The 16,396-nt window shown below is 67.6% G+C and carries 16 protein-coding genes and 1 tRNA gene; 3 read left to right on the forward strand and 14 right to left on the reverse strand.

Annotation, left to right across the window (positions count from 1 at the left end; translation table 11 throughout):
• From LQZ87_RS10645 to LQZ87_RS10670, 6 genes are all read right to left on the reverse strand, one after another.
• Positions 1 to 252 (reverse strand): alcohol dehydrogenase catalytic domain-containing protein (locus LQZ87_RS10645; RefSeq protein ID WP_230103455.1); only part of this gene is annotated, 252 nt, incomplete at its 3' end.
• A 1-nt stretch (position 253) separates the two neighbouring features.
• A complete protein-coding gene (locus LQZ87_RS10650) occupies positions 254 to 895 on the reverse strand; it encodes a bifunctional 4-hydroxy-2-oxoglutarate aldolase/2-dehydro-3-deoxy-phosphogluconate aldolase (RefSeq protein ID WP_230103456.1) in 642 nt (213 codons plus the stop codon).
• A gap of 10 nt (positions 896 to 905) precedes the next feature.
• Complete coding sequence (gene dgoD / locus LQZ87_RS10655; protein ID WP_230103457.1) at positions 906 to 2,063, reverse strand: galactonate dehydratase; 1,158 nt, start codon at positions 2,061 to 2,063, stop codon at positions 906 to 908.
• 3 nt (positions 2,064 to 2,066) lie between these two features.
• Complete coding sequence (locus LQZ87_RS10660; RefSeq protein ID WP_230103458.1) at positions 2,067 to 2,948, reverse strand: carbohydrate ABC transporter permease; 882 nt, start codon at positions 2,946 to 2,948, stop codon at positions 2,067 to 2,069.
• Positions 2,945 to 3,871: a sugar ABC transporter permease gene (locus LQZ87_RS10665; protein WP_230103459.1), complete on the reverse strand. Its 927-nt coding sequence runs from the start codon at positions 3,869 to 3,871 to the stop codon at positions 2,945 to 2,947. The genes LQZ87_RS10660 and LQZ87_RS10665 overlap by 4 nt, the downstream gene beginning before the upstream one ends.
• A gap of 67 nt (positions 3,872 to 3,938) precedes the next feature.
• Entirely contained in the window at positions 3,939 to 5,249 is a 1,311-nt protein-coding gene (locus LQZ87_RS10670) for a sugar ABC transporter substrate-binding protein (protein WP_230103460.1), read from the reverse strand.
• 154 nt (positions 5,250 to 5,403) lie between these two features.
• Between LQZ87_RS10670 and LQZ87_RS10675 the strand changes: the two genes are divergently transcribed.
• Positions 5,404 to 6,183 carry an FCD domain-containing protein gene (locus LQZ87_RS10675; protein ID WP_230103461.1) on the forward strand — a complete coding sequence of 260 codons (780 nt, stop codon included), beginning with the start codon at positions 5,404 to 5,406 and terminating at the stop codon, positions 6,181 to 6,183.
• Between the two features lie 13 nt (positions 6,184 to 6,196).
• Here the strand turns inward: LQZ87_RS10675 and LQZ87_RS10680 are convergent, their stop codons facing one another.
• Both LQZ87_RS10680 and LQZ87_RS10685 read right to left on the reverse strand, forming a co-directional pair.
• The gene (locus LQZ87_RS10680) at positions 6,197 to 6,922 is read right to left on the reverse strand and encodes an ABC transporter ATP-binding protein (protein ID WP_230103462.1); all 726 of its coding nucleotides are present in this window, start codon (positions 6,920 to 6,922) and stop codon (positions 6,197 to 6,199) included.
• Positions 6,923 to 6,951: 29 nt separating this feature from the next.
• The gene (locus tag LQZ87_RS10685) at positions 6,952 to 8,403 is read right to left on the reverse strand and encodes an ABC transporter permease (RefSeq protein ID WP_230103463.1); all 1,452 of its coding nucleotides are present in this window, start codon (positions 8,401 to 8,403) and stop codon (positions 6,952 to 6,954) included.
• 164 nt (positions 8,404 to 8,567) lie between these two features.
• Here LQZ87_RS10685 and LQZ87_RS10690 point away from each other — a divergent pair, with 164 nt between their 5' ends.
• Together LQZ87_RS10690 and LQZ87_RS10695 are read left to right on the forward strand one after the other, a co-directional pair.
• Positions 8,568 to 9,296, forward strand: coding sequence for a response regulator transcription factor (locus tag LQZ87_RS10690; RefSeq protein WP_230103464.1), 729 nt, complete (start codon positions 8,568 to 8,570; stop codon positions 9,294 to 9,296).
• Positions 9,297 to 9,310: 14 nt separating this feature from the next.
• Positions 9,311 to 10,801: an ATP-binding protein gene (locus LQZ87_RS10695; RefSeq protein WP_230103465.1), complete on the forward strand. Its 1,491-nt coding sequence runs from the start codon at positions 9,311 to 9,313 to the stop codon at positions 10,799 to 10,801.
• 13 nt (positions 10,802 to 10,814) lie between these two features.
• On the opposite strand, the gene LQZ87_RS10700 is transcribed toward LQZ87_RS10695, so the two are convergent.
• From LQZ87_RS10700 to LQZ87_RS10725, 6 genes are all read right to left on the reverse strand, one after another.
• Complete coding sequence (locus LQZ87_RS10700; protein WP_230103669.1) at positions 10,815 to 12,326, reverse strand: FAD-dependent oxidoreductase; 1,512 nt, start codon at positions 12,324 to 12,326, stop codon at positions 10,815 to 10,817.
• 61 nt (positions 12,327 to 12,387) lie between these two features.
• The gene (locus LQZ87_RS10705) at positions 12,388 to 13,245 is read right to left on the reverse strand and encodes an FAD:protein FMN transferase (protein ID WP_230103466.1); all 858 of its coding nucleotides are present in this window, start codon (positions 13,243 to 13,245) and stop codon (positions 12,388 to 12,390) included.
• A 1-nt stretch (position 13,246) separates the two neighbouring features.
• Positions 13,247 to 13,702 (reverse strand): FMN-binding protein, encoded by a 456-nt coding sequence (locus tag LQZ87_RS10710; protein ID WP_230103467.1) that lies wholly within the window; start codon positions 13,700 to 13,702, stop codon positions 13,247 to 13,249.
• Between the two features lie 72 nt (positions 13,703 to 13,774).
• Positions 13,775 to 14,809: a ribose-phosphate diphosphokinase gene (locus LQZ87_RS10715; RefSeq protein ID WP_230103468.1), complete on the reverse strand. Its 1,035-nt coding sequence runs from the start codon at positions 14,807 to 14,809 to the stop codon at positions 13,775 to 13,777.
• Positions 14,810 to 14,817: 8 nt separating this feature from the next.
• A complete protein-coding gene (glmU, locus tag LQZ87_RS10720; RefSeq protein WP_230103469.1) occupies positions 14,818 to 16,266 on the reverse strand; it encodes a bifunctional UDP-N-acetylglucosamine diphosphorylase/glucosamine-1-phosphate N-acetyltransferase GlmU in 1,449 nt (482 codons plus the stop codon).
• A 1-nt stretch (position 16,267) separates the two neighbouring features.
• Positions 16,268 to 16,339 (reverse strand) — tRNA-Gln (locus LQZ87_RS10725).
• Between the last annotated feature and the right edge of the window lie 57 nt (positions 16,340 to 16,396).

Consider the following 16,396-nt stretch of genomic DNA (forward strand, 5'->3'; position numbering starts at 1 on the left):
CACCCACGCCCCGTCCCCCGCCGAACCGACGGACGACACCGCACCCAGCACCTCATGGCCCATCACCACTGGGCGCTCATGCGCGTACTCGTCGTGCGCGATGTGCACGTCCGTGCCGCATATCCCGGTCGCGAGCACGTCCACGACCGCCTGCCCTGCCCCGGCAATGGGAACCGGCACCCGACCGACCTCGATCCCCTCGACGCCGTCAGCGTTCTTGATGACGGCGGGCATGGTCGTAGCGTCGGCCATCTCAGCCCCTCACGGCTTTCCGGAACGCCGCCGCCCGCCGGGCCAGCGCCACGAGGTCGCCACCGGGCCTCGCCGCGTCCCCGACCAGAGGGCCGCCGACGCCGAACCCGAAAGCGCCGGCCTCGAGGAAGGCCGGGATCGATTCGATCCACACGCCGCCGACGGGAATGATCCGCGCCTCCGGGAACGGATCCCGAACGGCCTGGATGAAGCCGGCTCCGAGAGCCGAGGCCGGGAACAGCTTGACCGCGGCCGCACCGAGGTCGAGCCCGCGCTGGATCTCGGTCGGCGTGTAGACGCCCGGAAGCACCCCGATCCCCTGGGCGATCGCGAGCTCGACGGATGCCGTCAGCGTGGGAGTCACGATGAACTGCGCTCCGGCGGCGACGGCGCGGTCGACGTCGGCCGCGGTGAGCACGGTGCCGGCGCCGATGAGAGCGTGACCCGGGGCATCCGCCACGATCTGGGCGATGGCCTCCTCAGCATCGGCGAGCGTCAGCGTGACCTCGAGCGTCGTGACTCCTTCGCGGATGAGCGTCTGAGCGGCGGCGACGGTCGCGTCGACGTCGGTGCCGCGCAGGATGGCGATCAGGCGGTCGGAGCCGATGCGGTCGCGCAGGGTGTCGTTGTCCACCGTCGTCATGTCGATCAGCTCACCATTCCGCCACGGATCCGTCGGCGTGCCGCCAGACCGGGTTCTGCCACCGTTCCCAGCGAGAGGCCGCCTCGCGCACCGCCGTCTCGTCGATCTCGATGCCGAGCCCTGGCCCGGTGAGCAGCGGGAAGCATCCGTCCTGGAACGCCAGCGGGGCCTTGTCCACGACGTAGTCGAGCACCTCGGCCCCGGTGTTGTAGTGGATCCCGATCGACTGCTCCTGGATGAGGTGGTTCGGCGTCGAGAAGGCCACCTGCAGGCACGCGGCGAGCGCCAGTGGCCCCAGGGGACAGTGCGGAGCCAGCAGGGCGTCGAAGGTCTCGGCCAGCGCCGCGATCCTGCGCGTCTCGGAGATTCCGCCTGCATGCGACAGATCGGGCTGGACGATCGCGACGCCCGCCTGGAGCACGGGGAGGAACTCCTGCCGGTTGTAGAGACGCTCCCCCGTCGCGATCGGGATGCTGGTGGCGTCGGTCACACGGCCGATCATGTGCGAGCTCTCGGGGACGACGGGCTCCTCGATGAAGAACGGATGCAGCGGCTCGAGCATCGGCGCAAGACGCCGTGCTGTCGCCACGGTGAACCGCCCGTGCAGGTCGACGGCGACGTCGCGGTCCGGTCCGAGCACCTCGCGGGCGCTCGCGACCCTGGCGACCACGCCGTCGAGTTCCGCCATCGATCCGTTGCGGCTCATCCGGCCCGATGCGTTCATCTTGACCGCCGTCAGCCCTGTCTCGATCTGCTCCGAGATGTGGTCGGCGACCTCCGCCGGGTCGTCACCGCCGACCCAGCCGTATGCCCGGATGCGGTCGCGCACAGCTCCGCCGAGCAGATCGTGCACCGGCACGCCGAGTCGCTTGCCCTTGAGGTCCCACAAGGCCTGATCGACACCCGAGACGGCGCTGGCCAGCACTGCACCGCCCCGGTAGAACTGACTCTTCGTCAGCACCTGCCAGTGGTCCTCGATCAACCCGGGGTCGCGTCCGACGAGGTACGCGGCGAACTGGTCGACGGCTGCCCGGACGACGTCGGCGTAACCCTCGAGCGACGCCTCTCCCCACCCGACGAGGCCGTCGCCGGTCTCGATGCGGACGAAGAGCCACCGCGGTGCGACGGGGAACGATTCGACACGTGTGATCACGGATCGTTCGGTCACGGCTCAGCCCTTCGTCGCACCGGCGGTGAGGCCGGAGACGATGTACCGCTGCGTGAACAGCGCGATCAGCATGATGGGTGTCGTGACGACGACGGATGCCGCCATCAGCGCACCCCAGTCGATCGAGGCGTAGCCGATGAAGTCGAAGATCGCGACCGGCAGTGTCTTGGTCGAGTTGCCGGAGAGCACGAGGGCGAACATGAAGTTGTTCCACGAGAAGATGAACGACAGGATCGTCGCCGTCGCGATGCCGGGGATCGACAGCGGCAGCGTGATCCGGAAGAATGCGCCGATCGCCGTGAGACCGTCCACCTGTCCCGATTCCTCGAGCTCCTCCGGCAGCTGATCGAAGAACGACATCATGATGTACAGGATCAGCGGCAGCGAGACGAACATGTGCGAGAGGATCAGCGGCAGGTAGCCGCCCGTCATCTTCAGCTGGGCGAAGATGAAGTACCACGGCACCAGCAGGCTGACGCCGGGGATGATGCGCGCCAGCAGCACCACCATCGCGGACTTGTTCATCAGGAAGCGACTCATCGCGTAGGCGGCCGGCACGGCCAGGACCAGCGACAGCGCTGTGGCCATGAACGCCACGAAGAACGAGTTCCAGATGTAGACGAGGTAGTTGCCACGCCGCGGGTCGAACACCGTGCCGTAGTTCTCGAGCGTCGGCTCGAAGATGAACGCCTGGCTGGAGTCGTAGATCTGCACGTTGAGCTTCAAGCTCGCGAGCACCATCCAGACGATGGGTCCGAGGAAGGCGAGCACGATCACGGCGAGCCCGACGAATCGGCCGATGCCGGTCCAGCGGATCCGACGCCGACGGCGCAGAGGCGGTCGTCCCCCGCCGGTGACGAGGGTGCGGGTGTCGAGCGCGGTCATGATTCCCGCCCCTTCCTCTGCATCTGGAGCACCCAGATCACGGCCAGGATGAGCAGGAAGAACAGGATCAGCACCGCTGAAGCCACCCCGTACTCGTTGTAGTCGAAGCTCAGACCGTAGGCGTAGACGTTCAGCGTCTCCACGTCGTGGAAGGCGCCACCGCCCTTGCCCTTGGTCGCGTACAGGATGTCGAACGTCTTCAGCGCATCGATTCCGCGCAGCAGGACGGCGGCGACGATGACCGGTCGCATGAGCGGAACCGTGACGTACCAGAATCTCTGCCAGCCGTTGGCGCCGTCGACCTTAGCCGCCTCCTGCGGCTCTTCGGAGAGGCTCGTGAGTCCTGCGAGCAGGATGAGGGCGACCATCGGGGTCCACTGCCAGATGTCGACGAACGTGAGCGTCGCCAGCGATGTCGACGGGTCGGCGAGCCACGGCTGGGGCGGGATGCCGACCCAGCCGAGCATCTCGTTGATGAAACCGATGTTCGGCTCGAACAGCAGCCGCCACATCATGCCGACCGCGACCGGCGTCGCGACCAGCGGCAGCAGGATGATGGTGCGCACGGCGCCCTGACCGCGGAAGGGCTTCCACAGCAGCAGGGCGATGATCATCCCGAGGATCAGCTCGAACAGCAGCGCGCCACCGGTGAATGCGAAGGTGCGCCAGACCGCCGGCCAGAAGCGCTCGGTGTCCGTGAGTACCCCGAGGTAGTTCTCGAGGCCGTTGAAGTCGAATTTCCTGCGCACCGACCGCTTGGCGTCGGTGAAGCTGAGGAACAGGGTCCATCCGAGCGGGATGGCCAGCAGCAGGACGGTGAAGGCGATGGAGGGCCCTGCGAACAGCCATTTGCGGTGCCGGTTGGCCCAGCGGCTGAAGCGCTCCCCCACCCCGACCTGCTCGGGGGTCTGAAGTGCAGTCATGGGTGCTTCCGTGGTGGTGGGCGTCGCCGCCCCGGCTGGGCCGGGGCGACGACGGGAGCGGTCCGGTTTATTCGGAGTCCTCGACGAGGAACTCGTCGAACGCCGAGTTCGCGCTCTTGGCGGCAGCATCCACATCTCCGCCCGAGATGGCTGCGACGATGGGGTCGCCGACGATTTCACGGGCCTGAGCGACCTGGATCACCAGCGGCCGGTCCTCGCCGACGCCGTTCTCGCCGTTGGTCTTGATCGCCTCGACCAGCTCGGCCGGATAGTCGGCTGTCGCGTCCGGGTCCTCCCAGATCGACGTGCGAGCGCCCATGACGCCGAGCTTCGACATCTCGAGCGTGACCTCCTGGGAGGTCGCCCAGCGGATGAACTGCCATGCGGCGGACTGGTTCTCCGACGACTCGTTGATCGCCAGCGCCCAGGCTGCGACGTTGTACGGCTTGGAGCCGGCCGAGCCCTCCGGGAACGAGGCGAATCCGACCTGGTCGGACACCGTCGACTGCGACGGATCGGTCATGTTCTTGTAGAGGCTGTCTGCGTCGGCGATGAACGCGGCCTGCCCCTGCTGGAAGACCGCGAACGCTTCTGCCCAGCTCATCTCGGGGTTGATGGTCGCGTCGGTGTGGTTGCGGATCAGGTCGCCGTAGAACTTGTACGCGCCCACGGCCTCCGGGCTGTCGATCGCCGAGGTGCCGTCGTCGTTAATCCACTTTCCGCCGGAGCTGAAAAGGAATGCGCTGAACTGGGTGACCGCTGCCGACTTCCCCGTCCGGCCGATGTAGCCGGCCACGTCGGGATGCATCTCGTGGATCTTGGCCGCCGCGGCATCCAGCTCCTCGAGTGTGGTCGGCACCTCGAGTCCTGCCTCTTCGAGGAGGTCCTTGCGGTAGTACAGCACGGTGCGCTCGGTGATGATCGGAACGCCGACGACGGCGTCCTCGTACGACGTCAGCGATGCGGGGCCGGACTGGAAGTCGGACCAGTCCCACTCGGAGTCGCCCTCGACCTGCTCGGTGATGTCCGAGAGGTAGCCGTTGCTCGCGAACAGCTTGTTCTCCTGCAAGGGGCGGTACATGAGGACGTCGATCTCATCGGTTCCGGCGTTGAGCTTGACGTTGTACTGGTCGGAGAGCTGATCCTCGGCCAGCTGGGATAGCTCGACCTTGGCTCCGGTCTCCTCCTCGAACTGGGGAATGAGGTCCTTGATCGTCTCCGTCCAGACGTGGTTCGCGAGGGTGACGCGAATGGTCGTTCCCTCGATCCCCTCTTCCGGATCGATGTCCGAGCCTCCGCTGCAGCTGACGAGTGCACCGGCGATCACTGCTGTCGTTGCCGCCGCGAGGAAGCGGGCGGTCTTGGATCCGTACTTCACTGTGACTCCGTCCTGCCGTGCGTCATCGCGCGGCATCCTGGGGGCAAGCCGATGTTCCGTCACATCTGCCCGTCGTTATATCTGCCCAGTGGTCAAGATAGCGATGACAAGTAATACTTTTCAACCCTGTATATCGAAAAGATAAGATCAAGCCATGGCCACACCCTCGGGCATCGACGTCGATCCCGCTCTCACACCGGCGCGCGATCTGCGCAACCTCGTCCTCGACGCGCTCGGGCGGGAGATCTGCTCAGGCGTGATCGCCGTCGGGGCGATCTTCACCACGGAGTCGATCGAAGGCCGATTCCGCGTGTCACGCCCCGTCGTGCGCGAGGCCCTGCGGGCATTGGAAGCGCTGGGGCTCGTCGAGACGAAGCGCCGCGTCGGCGTGCGCGTGATGCCGGCGACCCGCTGGAACGCCTACGACCTGCAGGTGATCCGTTGGCGCCTCGCCGGCCCCAGCCGGGTCGCACAGCTGCGTTCCCTGACAGAGCTGCGGGGGGCGATCGAACCGGCCGCCGCCCGACTGGCCGCGATCAGGGTGCCGCTGAACGAGGCCGGCGAACTCGTCGGGCTCGCCGGCCGCCTCTGGGCGGCGGGCAGACAGGGAGACGCCGAGGAGTTCCTGCGCCTGGATCTGCAGTTCCACCAGATGATCCTGCGCCTGAGCGGCAATGAGATGTTCGAGCAACTGCATCATCTCGTCGAAGAGGTGCTGCTCAGCCGGGCGCAGTACAACCTGATGCCGCAGTATCCGGCCACCGAGGCACTGCAGTGGCACGTCGACATCGCCACGGCGATCCAGACCGGCAACGCCGACAAAGCCGCCCAGTCGATGATCGCGATCACGGAGCGGGCTCTCGTCGAGATGAGCACGATCTGGGACAGAGACGGCGACACCCCGACCAGCGAGGCGCTGACCGGGGCATCCTGACTGGCGCCTGCCGTCACCGGGTGATGTCAGTCACCACTCCCTTGGCGAGCCGGAGTCTCCGCGTGGCACGACCGGCGACCGCCGAGTCATGCGTCACGACGATGAGCGTCAGCCCTTCCGCGCAGAGCGTTTCCAGCAGAACGAGGATCTCATCGCGCATGCCCTCGTCGAGATTGCCGGTGGGTTCGTCCGCGAGGAGTACTCTCGGGCGCTTCACGATAGCGCGGGCGATCGCCACGCGCTGCTGCTGACCGCCGGAGAGCTCACTCGGCCGATGATCTCCGCGATCGGCGAGGTTGACGTGCTCCAGTGCCTGCGCGACGCGACGGCGACGCTCTTCGCGGTCGAGCCTGGCCATCTCGAGTGCCATGTCCACGTTCTCGGCTGCTGTCAGCGTCGGGATCAGGTTGAATCCCTGGAACACGAATCCGATCTCCTCCGATCGCAGCCGGTTCAACTGCGCGGAGGATGCCGTCGCCAGTTCGACGTCGCCGAGGTGGACCGACCCGCTGCTGGGACGATCCAACGCACCCAGGAGCTGGAGCAGCGTCGACTTGCCGCCGCCGGTCGGGCCCTGGATGCTGACGAACTCACCCTCCTGGATCTCGAGGTCGACCCCGGTCAGCGCTTTGACGATGCGGTCCTTCTGCGAATACGTGCGCGTGGCGCCCTCGAGTCGGTACACCGACGGGCGCTCCGCCCGAGGAGCCGCGGCCATCGTGGTTGCGGTGTCTGTCATGGTTGTCTGTCCATTCTGTTCGGGGGTGGTCATGACACGGATCGCAGTGCTTCTGCCGGGCTGAGACGTGCCGCTCGCCAGCCGCCGAATGCGCCGGCGATGACGCCGCCGAGCACGGCGATGCCGACGGCGGCGAGGATGACTGTCGGGGTGAACGGTGCCGTCAGGACGATGTCAGCGGCGGCGGCTTGCTGGAACATCCCCCCTGTCGGACGCCCCATGCCGCCGCTCGTGCCGTTCTCCATCGCTGAGGAGGATGCCGAGATCGTCGGCTGGATCACGTTCACGAGGACGATGCCGCAGATGCCGAGTACGAGTCCTGCGACCCCGCCGATCAGCCCCTGGACCATGGACTCGCCCGCTACCTGGCGCACGACCCGGCCGTCGGACCAACCGATGGCCTTCAGCGTTCCGAACTCCCTCGTACGGCGAGAGACGCCCGACATCGTGAGCAGCACCGCCAGCAGCAGCGCCACCACGAGGACGATGACCGACAGCCAGGTGCCGAGGTTCGTGATCATCGCGGTCGCGCTCGTGAGCGAGCCCGAGACGGTGGCCGCGAGCTCGGACTGCGAACTGACCGTGACGTCGTCGAGCGAGTCCGTGAGCGCCGTCTGGACCCCGTCGATCTCCGAGGCGGAGTCCGCCTGCACGTAGACCGTGGAGACGACGCCCTCCAGATCGGCGAGGCTCTGCGCCGTCGTCAGCGGGAGGTACACGTCTGCTGCGGTGTCCGCGGCATCCGACGTCGACGACACGATGCCGATCACCTCGACGTCGGAGCCGGCGACGTCGATCGTGTCTCCGACGGCGATCTCGTTCGTGGTCGCGTACGAACTGTCGACCAGGGCCACGAGGGAATCAGAGTCGTCAGCGCCGAGGCCGCGGCCGTCGCTCACCTCGACCGAGGCGAGCGGGCCGATCGCCGACGCCGTCGGGTCGATTCCGAGGACGGAGAACGAGTCGACGCCGAACGAGCTGCCGCCGTTCCCATCCGGACCGCCCTGCGACGGCTGACCCTCGCCGGGCGCGCCCTGCGCGGTCTGATCGGCGGCCCCGCCGGCCGGCATCTCACCGGTGAACGTCGTATTGGTCAGGCTCAGTGCCGCGGATGCCGCGGCGACGCCTTCCGTGCCGAGGACGTCCTCGAGCACCGAGGCGTCCAGCGTGCCGCGCATCATGTCGGCCATCAGACGCGACTGGCTGATCGTCGTGGTGTCATCGGCGCTCTCGCCGGCATCCGCTTCGAAATCGAAGCGCGCACCGCCGCCCTCGCCCGGCTCGGTCGCCTCACCGGTGACCGTGAGGTCGGTGCCGACACCGTACACCGACTCCAGCGCCTGCGCCTGCGCATCGCGCACCCCGGCGGTCAGCGCATTCACGACGATCACGAGGGCGATCGCGATAGCGAGACCGACCGCGACGATCACCGTCTGCTTCTTGCGTCCGGCGATCTCTCGCCGCAGATATCTTGCGTACATCTCACTCCTTCGGCCGGGATCGTCCCGGGCTCGATCTGAAGTTAAGGAGGGCGCGTATGGGCAGCAGATGATCGGACGATGAGATTCCTATCAGTGCGAGGACTCACAGACCACGCATAGCGTTCTCCATAGAAATCGCATAGGTGATTCCTCAGAATGAAGTCATGACCTCTGAGCTGCCCGAACTCCACCGCCCCGACGGATCCCCGCTGCGCATCCTCGCCGTCGACGATGAGCAGATGCTCACCGATCTGTTGGCGATGGCCCTGCGGATGGAGGGCTGGGAGGTGCGGACGGCATCGTCCGGCCTCGAGGCGCTGCAGGTCGCCCGCGAGTTCGAGCCGGACGCCCTCGTGCTCGACATCATGATGCCCGATCTCGACGGCATGAGCGTGCTGCGGCGGCTGCGCGAGTCGGGCAACCTCGTGCCCGTTCTGTTCCTGACGGCGAAGGATGCCGTCGGCGACCGCATCGCGGGTCTCACCGCGGGCGGAGACGACTACGTCACCAAGCCCTTCAGCCTGGAGGAGGTCATCGCGCGCCTGCGCGCCATCATCCGTCGCACCGGCGTCGCCACGGTCGACGACGGCCAGTCGATCCTGCGCGTCGGCGACCTCACGCTCAATGAGGACAGCCATGAGGTCGAGCGCGACGGCACCGAGATCGAGCTCACCGCGACGGAGTTCGAGCTGCTGCGCTATCTCATGCGCAACGAGCGGCGCGTCCTGTCGAAGGCGCAGATCCTCGACCGCGTCTGGAGCTACGACTTCGGCGGCAAGTCCTCGGTCGTCGAACTGTACATCTCGTACCTGCGCAAGAAGATCGACGCGGGGCGCACGCCGCTCCTGCACACCGTCCGCGGCGTCGGGTACATGATCAAGGCCCCGCAGTGAAAAAGCCTTTCGCGATGACGAGGATGCACCGTCCGCTGACCCTGCAGACGCGGCTGATGACCGCCGTCATCGGGTTCGTGTCACTCATCCTCATCATCGTCGCCGTCATCACCAGCGCGACGCTGGGGACGGCGCTGGAGGGGCGTCTGCTCGACCAGGTGAAGGCCACCTCCAACCAGACCACCTATCTCGTCGCGCAGCAGACGCTTTACTCCGCGGCGTCGGGCGAGCCGGTGACGGCGCAGAAGGCGCTGTCCGGCCAGCATTTCCAGGGCCCCGGGCTGCTGCTGGCCATCGCCTCGCCGGACGGCGCGACCGGCGTCGTCGTGACGTCGGACAAGACGATCGATCTCACCAGGGATCAACTCCTGAAGCTGAACGAAGCCGTGCAATCGTCACCGGAAGCCTCCGTGAACCTGGAGGGCGTCGGCTCGTTCCTCATCACTGTCACCCAGCGCAACGGCGTCGGCATCGTCACCGGCCTCCCCCGCACCGAGATCCAGAGCACGATGGCCCAGTTGCTCACCGTGATCACGCTCGCGACGCTCGGCGGGCTCATCCTGCTCGCGCTGACGACGGCCGTGACGATCCGCTACAGCCTGCGCCCTCTCCGCGCGGTGGCGCAGACCGCGACGCGGGTGGCGAATCAGCCCCTCGACCGCGGCGAGGTCGAGATCACCGAGCGCGTCCCTGCGGCAGAGGCAGATCCACGCACCGAGACGGGGATCGTCGGCGCGTCGTTGAACAAGCTGCTCGATCACGTCAACGATTCGCTCGCGGCTCGGCAGCGGAACGAGGCGCTCATGCGCAAGTTCGTCGCCGACGCCAGCCATGAGCTGCGCACTCCCCTGGCATCCATCCGCGGGTACTCCGAGCTCTCACTGCGCTCGATCAGGCAGGCGCAGGCGACGGATGCCGCGGCCGATGCCGCCGGCACCGAGACGGCGCTCGAGCGAATCCAGGCGCAGTCGCTGCGCATGACCCGCCTGGTCGAGGATCTGCTTCTGCTGGCACGCCTCGACGAGGGTCAGGAGCTCGTGCACGGCACTGTGGATCTCACTCAGTTGGCGCTGGAGGGGTTGTCGGACGCCCGGCCGACCGGCCCTGAGCACGTGTGGAACATCGATGTGCCGGCCGAACCCATCCTCATGCTCGGCGACGCCGGCCGCCTGCACCAGGTCGTCGCGAACCTGCTCGCCAACGCCAGGACGCACACCCCCGCCGGCACGGCGATCACACTGCGCGTCGCGCGCGAGGGCGATCAGGCGGTGATCCGCGTGCACGACGACGGACCGGGGATCGAGCCGGCGGTACGCGATCAGTTGTTCGGACGGTTCGCCCGCGGCGACAGTTCTCGAGCACGGCAGACCGGGGGCACCGGACTCGGGCTCGCGATCGCGAAGGCCATCGTCGAGGGACACCACGGCACGATCGCCGTCGAGTCGGAGCCCGGAGACACGACGTTCACCGTGCGGTTCCCGCTGAACCCTCGGGCCACCGCCTAGCAGCGAACGGGACTCAGTACCCGGCGAAGGCGTCGGTGGTCACCGAGTGGGCCTTCTGCAGCGCGGGTGCGAGGTCGGCGATCAGTCGCGGCGGACCGGAGATGAAGGTGTGCCGCGATGAGATGTCCGGCACGACGCGTTCGAGGCCTTCGGCATCCAGACGGATGCCCTCCGCCCACGTCCAGTGCGCTGGCAGATCCGCCGGCCGGTCGCGAGTGAACACGACCGTCGGCACGCCCGTCGCCTCCAGTTCGGCGCGGAATGCGAGTTCTGAAGCCTCGGATGCCACGTACACGAGCACCACGTCGCGGCTGATTCCCTCGGCCTGCAGCTGACGAAGCTGCGACACGAACGGGGTCACGCCGATGCCGGCGGCGACCATAAGCACCGGCGCCTCATTCTTCGGCAGCAGGAAGTCGCCCCATGTGCCGGTGACCGCGAGCACAGTGCCTGCTTCGGCGTCCGCGAGTGCGCGCTTGTACGACGATGGATGCTTCTGATCGCCGTTCTTGTAGGCGATCCGCAGTGCAGGCAGATCCGCCGGCGCCGAGACGATGCTGAACTCGCGGCGCGTGCCCCTCGCATCGGGGCGGTGATGCGGCACGTCGAGTTCGAGGTACTGGCCGGGCAGGAACCGCAGCTTCCCCTTCGCGCGGAACGTGAGCTCCTGCGCAGTCGGCGTGATGAACTCGCGCTTCTCGAGCGTGAGGCGCACCGACCCGCGCAATGCGAAGGTCAGCGCGAGCAGGTTGCCGATGAGCAGCGCCCGCTCCTGGCCGAGGGTGAACAGATCGCCGACGGCGATCGGCCAGCCGGCCAGGACGCCGACGAGGCCTGCCACCCAGAACTGCTGCCAGCGCCGCGGCGGGCTCGTCAGCGGCTCCGAAACCATGAACGCGCCCAGGAACAGGTACGGCGACTGCAGCACGGCGAACGACAGCGCCGTTGACACCTCGAACTCGATGCCGAACTGCTGCGCCTGGACGGCCTGACGAACCACCGATGCGCCGACGGCGATGAGCAGGAACACGAGAATGACGCGCACCTTCTCGATGCGCCACAGCAGGGTGAGCCCGAGAAGGGCGACAGGTATCGTCATGGCCGGGCTGCCCACCCACCAGGAGGCGGATGTTCCCAGCCATTCGAACGCGCCGAATGATCCGGCGATCGAGACGACGGCCGCGCCGAACGCCGCGGGGTTGAAGATGTGGCGTCCGCGCCAGGCGATGAGGTACTTCGAGACGCTGGCGAGCGCGCCGGCGAGCGCCAGCCCCACCAGCGCTGCCGCATCCGCGCCGGGGCGCATCACGAACAGCAGGATCAGCGCCGTCACCAGTGAGGACTCCACACGCCACGGCAGGCGCAGCAGACGCTGTGCCGCGGCATCCACTGCCGAGATCACGATCGCGAGCACCACGAACGAGACGACGAGTTCGAGCGGCTGGGGGCCGACCAGTCCGAACAGCGACAGGACGAACGCGATGCCGGCGAGGGTGGCCAGGCCGGTCAGAGCAAGCCGGTACATGGAAACGGCACCGAGGACGGCGAGCACCCGCTGACGTATCGAGGTGAATGAAGTCACGAGCTCAATCCTTCCGCATGAACAGCTCCACCGGCGCGTTCGGGGATCGTTCGGCGATGCCTGCGGTACTCATCCGCACCCACTCGACGCCCCACTGCTCCGCGAGGGCCGGCCCGCCGTCGAAGAACAGCGCGGTCGCGATGGCATCCGCCCGCATGGCGTCGGAGGCGAACGCCCACGTGGCGGCCCAGGTCCGCACAGGGACCCCGGTGCGCGCGTCGAGCACGTGGTGCAGTCCGTCTCCCCATGCGCGACGGTTCGTCGCCGACGCGCACAGCGCCTGGTCGCGGATCGTCGCGATGCCGATGGCCTTCGACGGGTCGAACGGATGCTCCAGCCCCACCCTGGACTCCCCTCGGACGGTCAGGTCGCCGGAGGCATCCACGACGAGACCGCCATCGTGGTCGTCGAGCGCCGCCGTCACGAGATCGACGAGCCGACCCTTGCCGAGCGCGCCCACGTCGATCAGAGCGGCGGATGCCAGGACGAGTCGCTCCTCGTCCCAGTTGAGGAGACTCTGCCAATCACCCGGTGCCGGCGCGGGCTCGTGCGCCGAGAACGAGTACGCAGCGTCGTAGCCGAGGGCGTTCAGACTCTCGCCGATGAGCGGGTTGACCGCCCCCGCTGTCGCATCGGACAGCTCCAGGTACGCGTCGAGCATGGCCGTGGCATCCGCCGGCGTCTCGACGGAACCGCCGGAGACCGACAGACGTGACACGAGAGAGTCCGCGCGGAAGCGCGACCATGTCGCATCGAATCCCGAGATGACCGCGGCGACGCGTGCTCGCTGCTCAGTCGAGAGCGGTTCGACGGTGTCGATCTCCCAGCGCGTGCCGATCGCGTCGAATCGCCACGTGGACATGTCAGGCTGCGGCCTGGTCCTTGATGTCCTCGACCGCGGCATTGAAGCCGCCGCTGGTGAGCGACGAGCCGGCCACGCGGCTGACGTTCAGTTCGTCCAGCGGCACACCGACCACTTCTTCGGCGATGCCGGCGACGAACTCCCCCTGGTACTGCTCCGTCTCACGCGCCTGCGGGTCACCGGTGACCTCGACGTCGGTGACGACGCCGTCGGCGAGGGTGAGGGTGACGGAGATCTGCTCGACCGTCTCCGGGGTCTGGTACGACCCTTCTGCCGTGTAGGTGCCGTCCGCGTACTCGCCGGATGCGGATGCCGTCGAGTCAACCGTCGAACCAGAGTCGGCGGGGACGTCCTCGGCGTCGGCTGCGCCGGAGCATCCGGCCAGCACGAGCATCCCGGCGATGCCGGCGACGGCGGCGCCCGTGCGAACGGTCGGGGATACGGCCTGGCTGATCATGGGATCGAGCGTAGGTCGGGCCGCTATGCGCGGGCTGTGTCCTGGTCTCGCTTCGCTGTGCGGACCCGACGCCTACGCGTCGCCGCCGAACATGCTCGTCACGGAGCCGTCTTCGAAGACCTCGTGGATGGCCCGAGCGAGCAGCGGAGCGATCGGGAGGATCGTCAAGTTGTCCCACTTGCGGGAATCGGTGAGCGGGATCGTGTCGGTGACGACGACCTCGTCGATCGAGGCGTCCTGCAGGCGCTCGCTGGCCGGGTCGCTGAAGATGGCGTGGGTGGCGGCGACGATCACGCGTCGGGCACCGTTGGCCTTCAACGCCTGCGCTGCCTTCACGATCGTCCCACCGGTGTCGATCATGTCGTCGACGAGGAGGCAGGTGCGGCCGTCGACCGCGCCGACGATCTCGTGCACGGAGACCTGGTTGGCGACCTTGGGGTCGCGCCGCTTGTGGATGATCGCGAGCGGTGCGTCCAGGCTGTCGGACCACGTGTCGGCGACGCGCACGCGCCCCATGTCGGGCGAGACGATCGTGAGCGTCTCACGGTCCTCGGCCGTCAGGTTCGCCCTGAAGTGCTCGAGCAGCACCGGCTTGGCGAACAGGTGGTCGACGGGGCCGTCGAAGAATCCCTGGATCTGAGCCGCGTGCAGGTCGACGCTCATGACGCGGTCCGCACCGGCGGTCTTGAGCAGGTCGGCGACCAGACGGGCGCTGATCGGCTCGCGGCCGCGGCCCTTCTTGTCCTGCCGGGAGTACGGGTAGTACGGCGCGACGACCGTGATGCGCTTCGCCGAGGCGCGCTTGGCCGCGTCGATCATGATGAGCGTCTCCATGAGCCACTCGTTGACCGGCTCGCCGAAGGTCTGGATCAGGAACAGATCGCAGCCGCGGATCGAGACCTCGAAGCGCGAATAGATCTCACCGGAGGCGAACGTGCGGTGCTCGACGGGTGCGACCTGGGTGCCCAGGCCCGCGGCGACCGCGTGGGTCAGCTCGGGGTGCGAACGGCCACCGGCGACGACGAGGCGCTTCTTGGTCTTGGCGATGAGGCCGGGGGCCACACCGTTGTCTCGATCAAGCGCAACGGTCTTCTTCTTCTGGCCCATGACCTGCCTTACTCTGCAGCTTCGCTGTTTGCGGCTTTGCTGGCACGAACCGCTGCTTCAGCGGCTCCCGTACCGGCCCGATTCTTCTCGACCCACCCCTCGACATTGCGCTGAGGGGCGACGCTGAGGGCCAGAGCTCCGGCGGGAACGTCCTTGCGGACGACCGCTCCTGCTCCGGTCTTCGCACCGTCACCAATCCTAACGGGCGCGACGAACACGTTGTGCGAGCCGGTGTGCACCTCATCGCCGATCTCGGTGCGGTGCTTGACGATGTCGTCGTAGTTCGCGGTGATGGCGCCGGCGCCGAGGTTCACCCGCTCGCCGATGGTCGTGTCGCCGATGTACGACAGGTGCGGGACCTTGCTTCCAGCACCGATCTGAGAGTTCTTCGTCTCGACGAACGTACCGATCTTCCCCTTCGCACCGAGCACGGTGCCGGGGCGGACGTAGGCGAACGGGCCGACCGTGACGCCGGCGCCGAACACGGCGAGCGTCGCGTCGGAGCGGCGGATGACCGCATCCTCACCCACCTCGCAGTCCAGCAGCGACGTGTCGGGGCCGATCATTGCGCCGGACTCGACCACGGTGGCGCCGGCGATGTAGGTGTTCGGAAGCAGGGTGACGTCGGGGGCGAGCTTGGCGTCGTCGTCGATCCAGGTGGTCGACGGGTCGACGATCGTGACGCCCTCGCGCTGCCAGCGGCGGACGATGCGATCGTTGAGCACGCGCCCGGCCTCGGCGAGCTGCACGCGGTCGTTCACCCCGAACGTGGCCGCGGTGTCGGCCGCGATCTCGGCGGCGACGGTCTCCTGCGCCCCCCGCAGCAGTCCGATCACATCGGTGAGATAGAGCTCGCCCTGTGCGTTGTTCTGGTCGAGCTTCGTCAGGAAGGTGCGCAGCGAGGCCGCGCGGAAGACGTACACACCGGAGTTGATCTCGGTGACAGCCGCCTCGTCGGCGGTGGCATCCTTCTGCTCGACGATGCGGGCGACTGTGCCGCTGTCGTCGCGGATGACACGGCCGTACCCGGTCGGGTCATCCAGCAGCGCGCTGAGAACAGTGGCGGATGCCGCGGCCGCGCGGTGCGCGTCGACGAGCGCCTGCAGCGTGCCTGCCTCGAGCAGAGGCACGTCGCCGGAGAGGACGAGCACGTCCCCTGTGAAGTCGTCAGGCAGGGCGTCGATGGCGACCTGCACGGCACGCCCCGTGCCGGGGATGTCGTCCTGGTCGACGATCACGGCATCCGGATACTGCTCCGAGAGCACCTCGACCACGCGGTCGCGCTCGTGACGGACGACCACCTCGACGTGCTCTGCTCCCAGATGGGATGCCGTGGTGAGCACATGCCCGACGAGCGGGCGCCCGGCGATCGGGTGCAGCACCTTGGGCAGCCTGGACTTCATCCGGGTGCCCTGTCCTGCAGCAAGGACGACGATGGCGAGTCTGTTCTCGGTCATGCTCCGCCGCCAGGACTCGAACCTAGACCTAACAGCTCCAAAGGCTGTCGTGCTGCCATTACACCACGGCGGACCGCAGCCCATCGGGCTGCCAGACAAGTCTGCCACGGGTGAGCCGGGGCATTTTGAC

Source organism: Microbacterium sp. Bi121, assembly GCF_918698005.1.
Classification (GTDB): Bacteria; Actinomycetota; Actinomycetes; order Actinomycetales; family Microbacteriaceae; genus Microbacterium.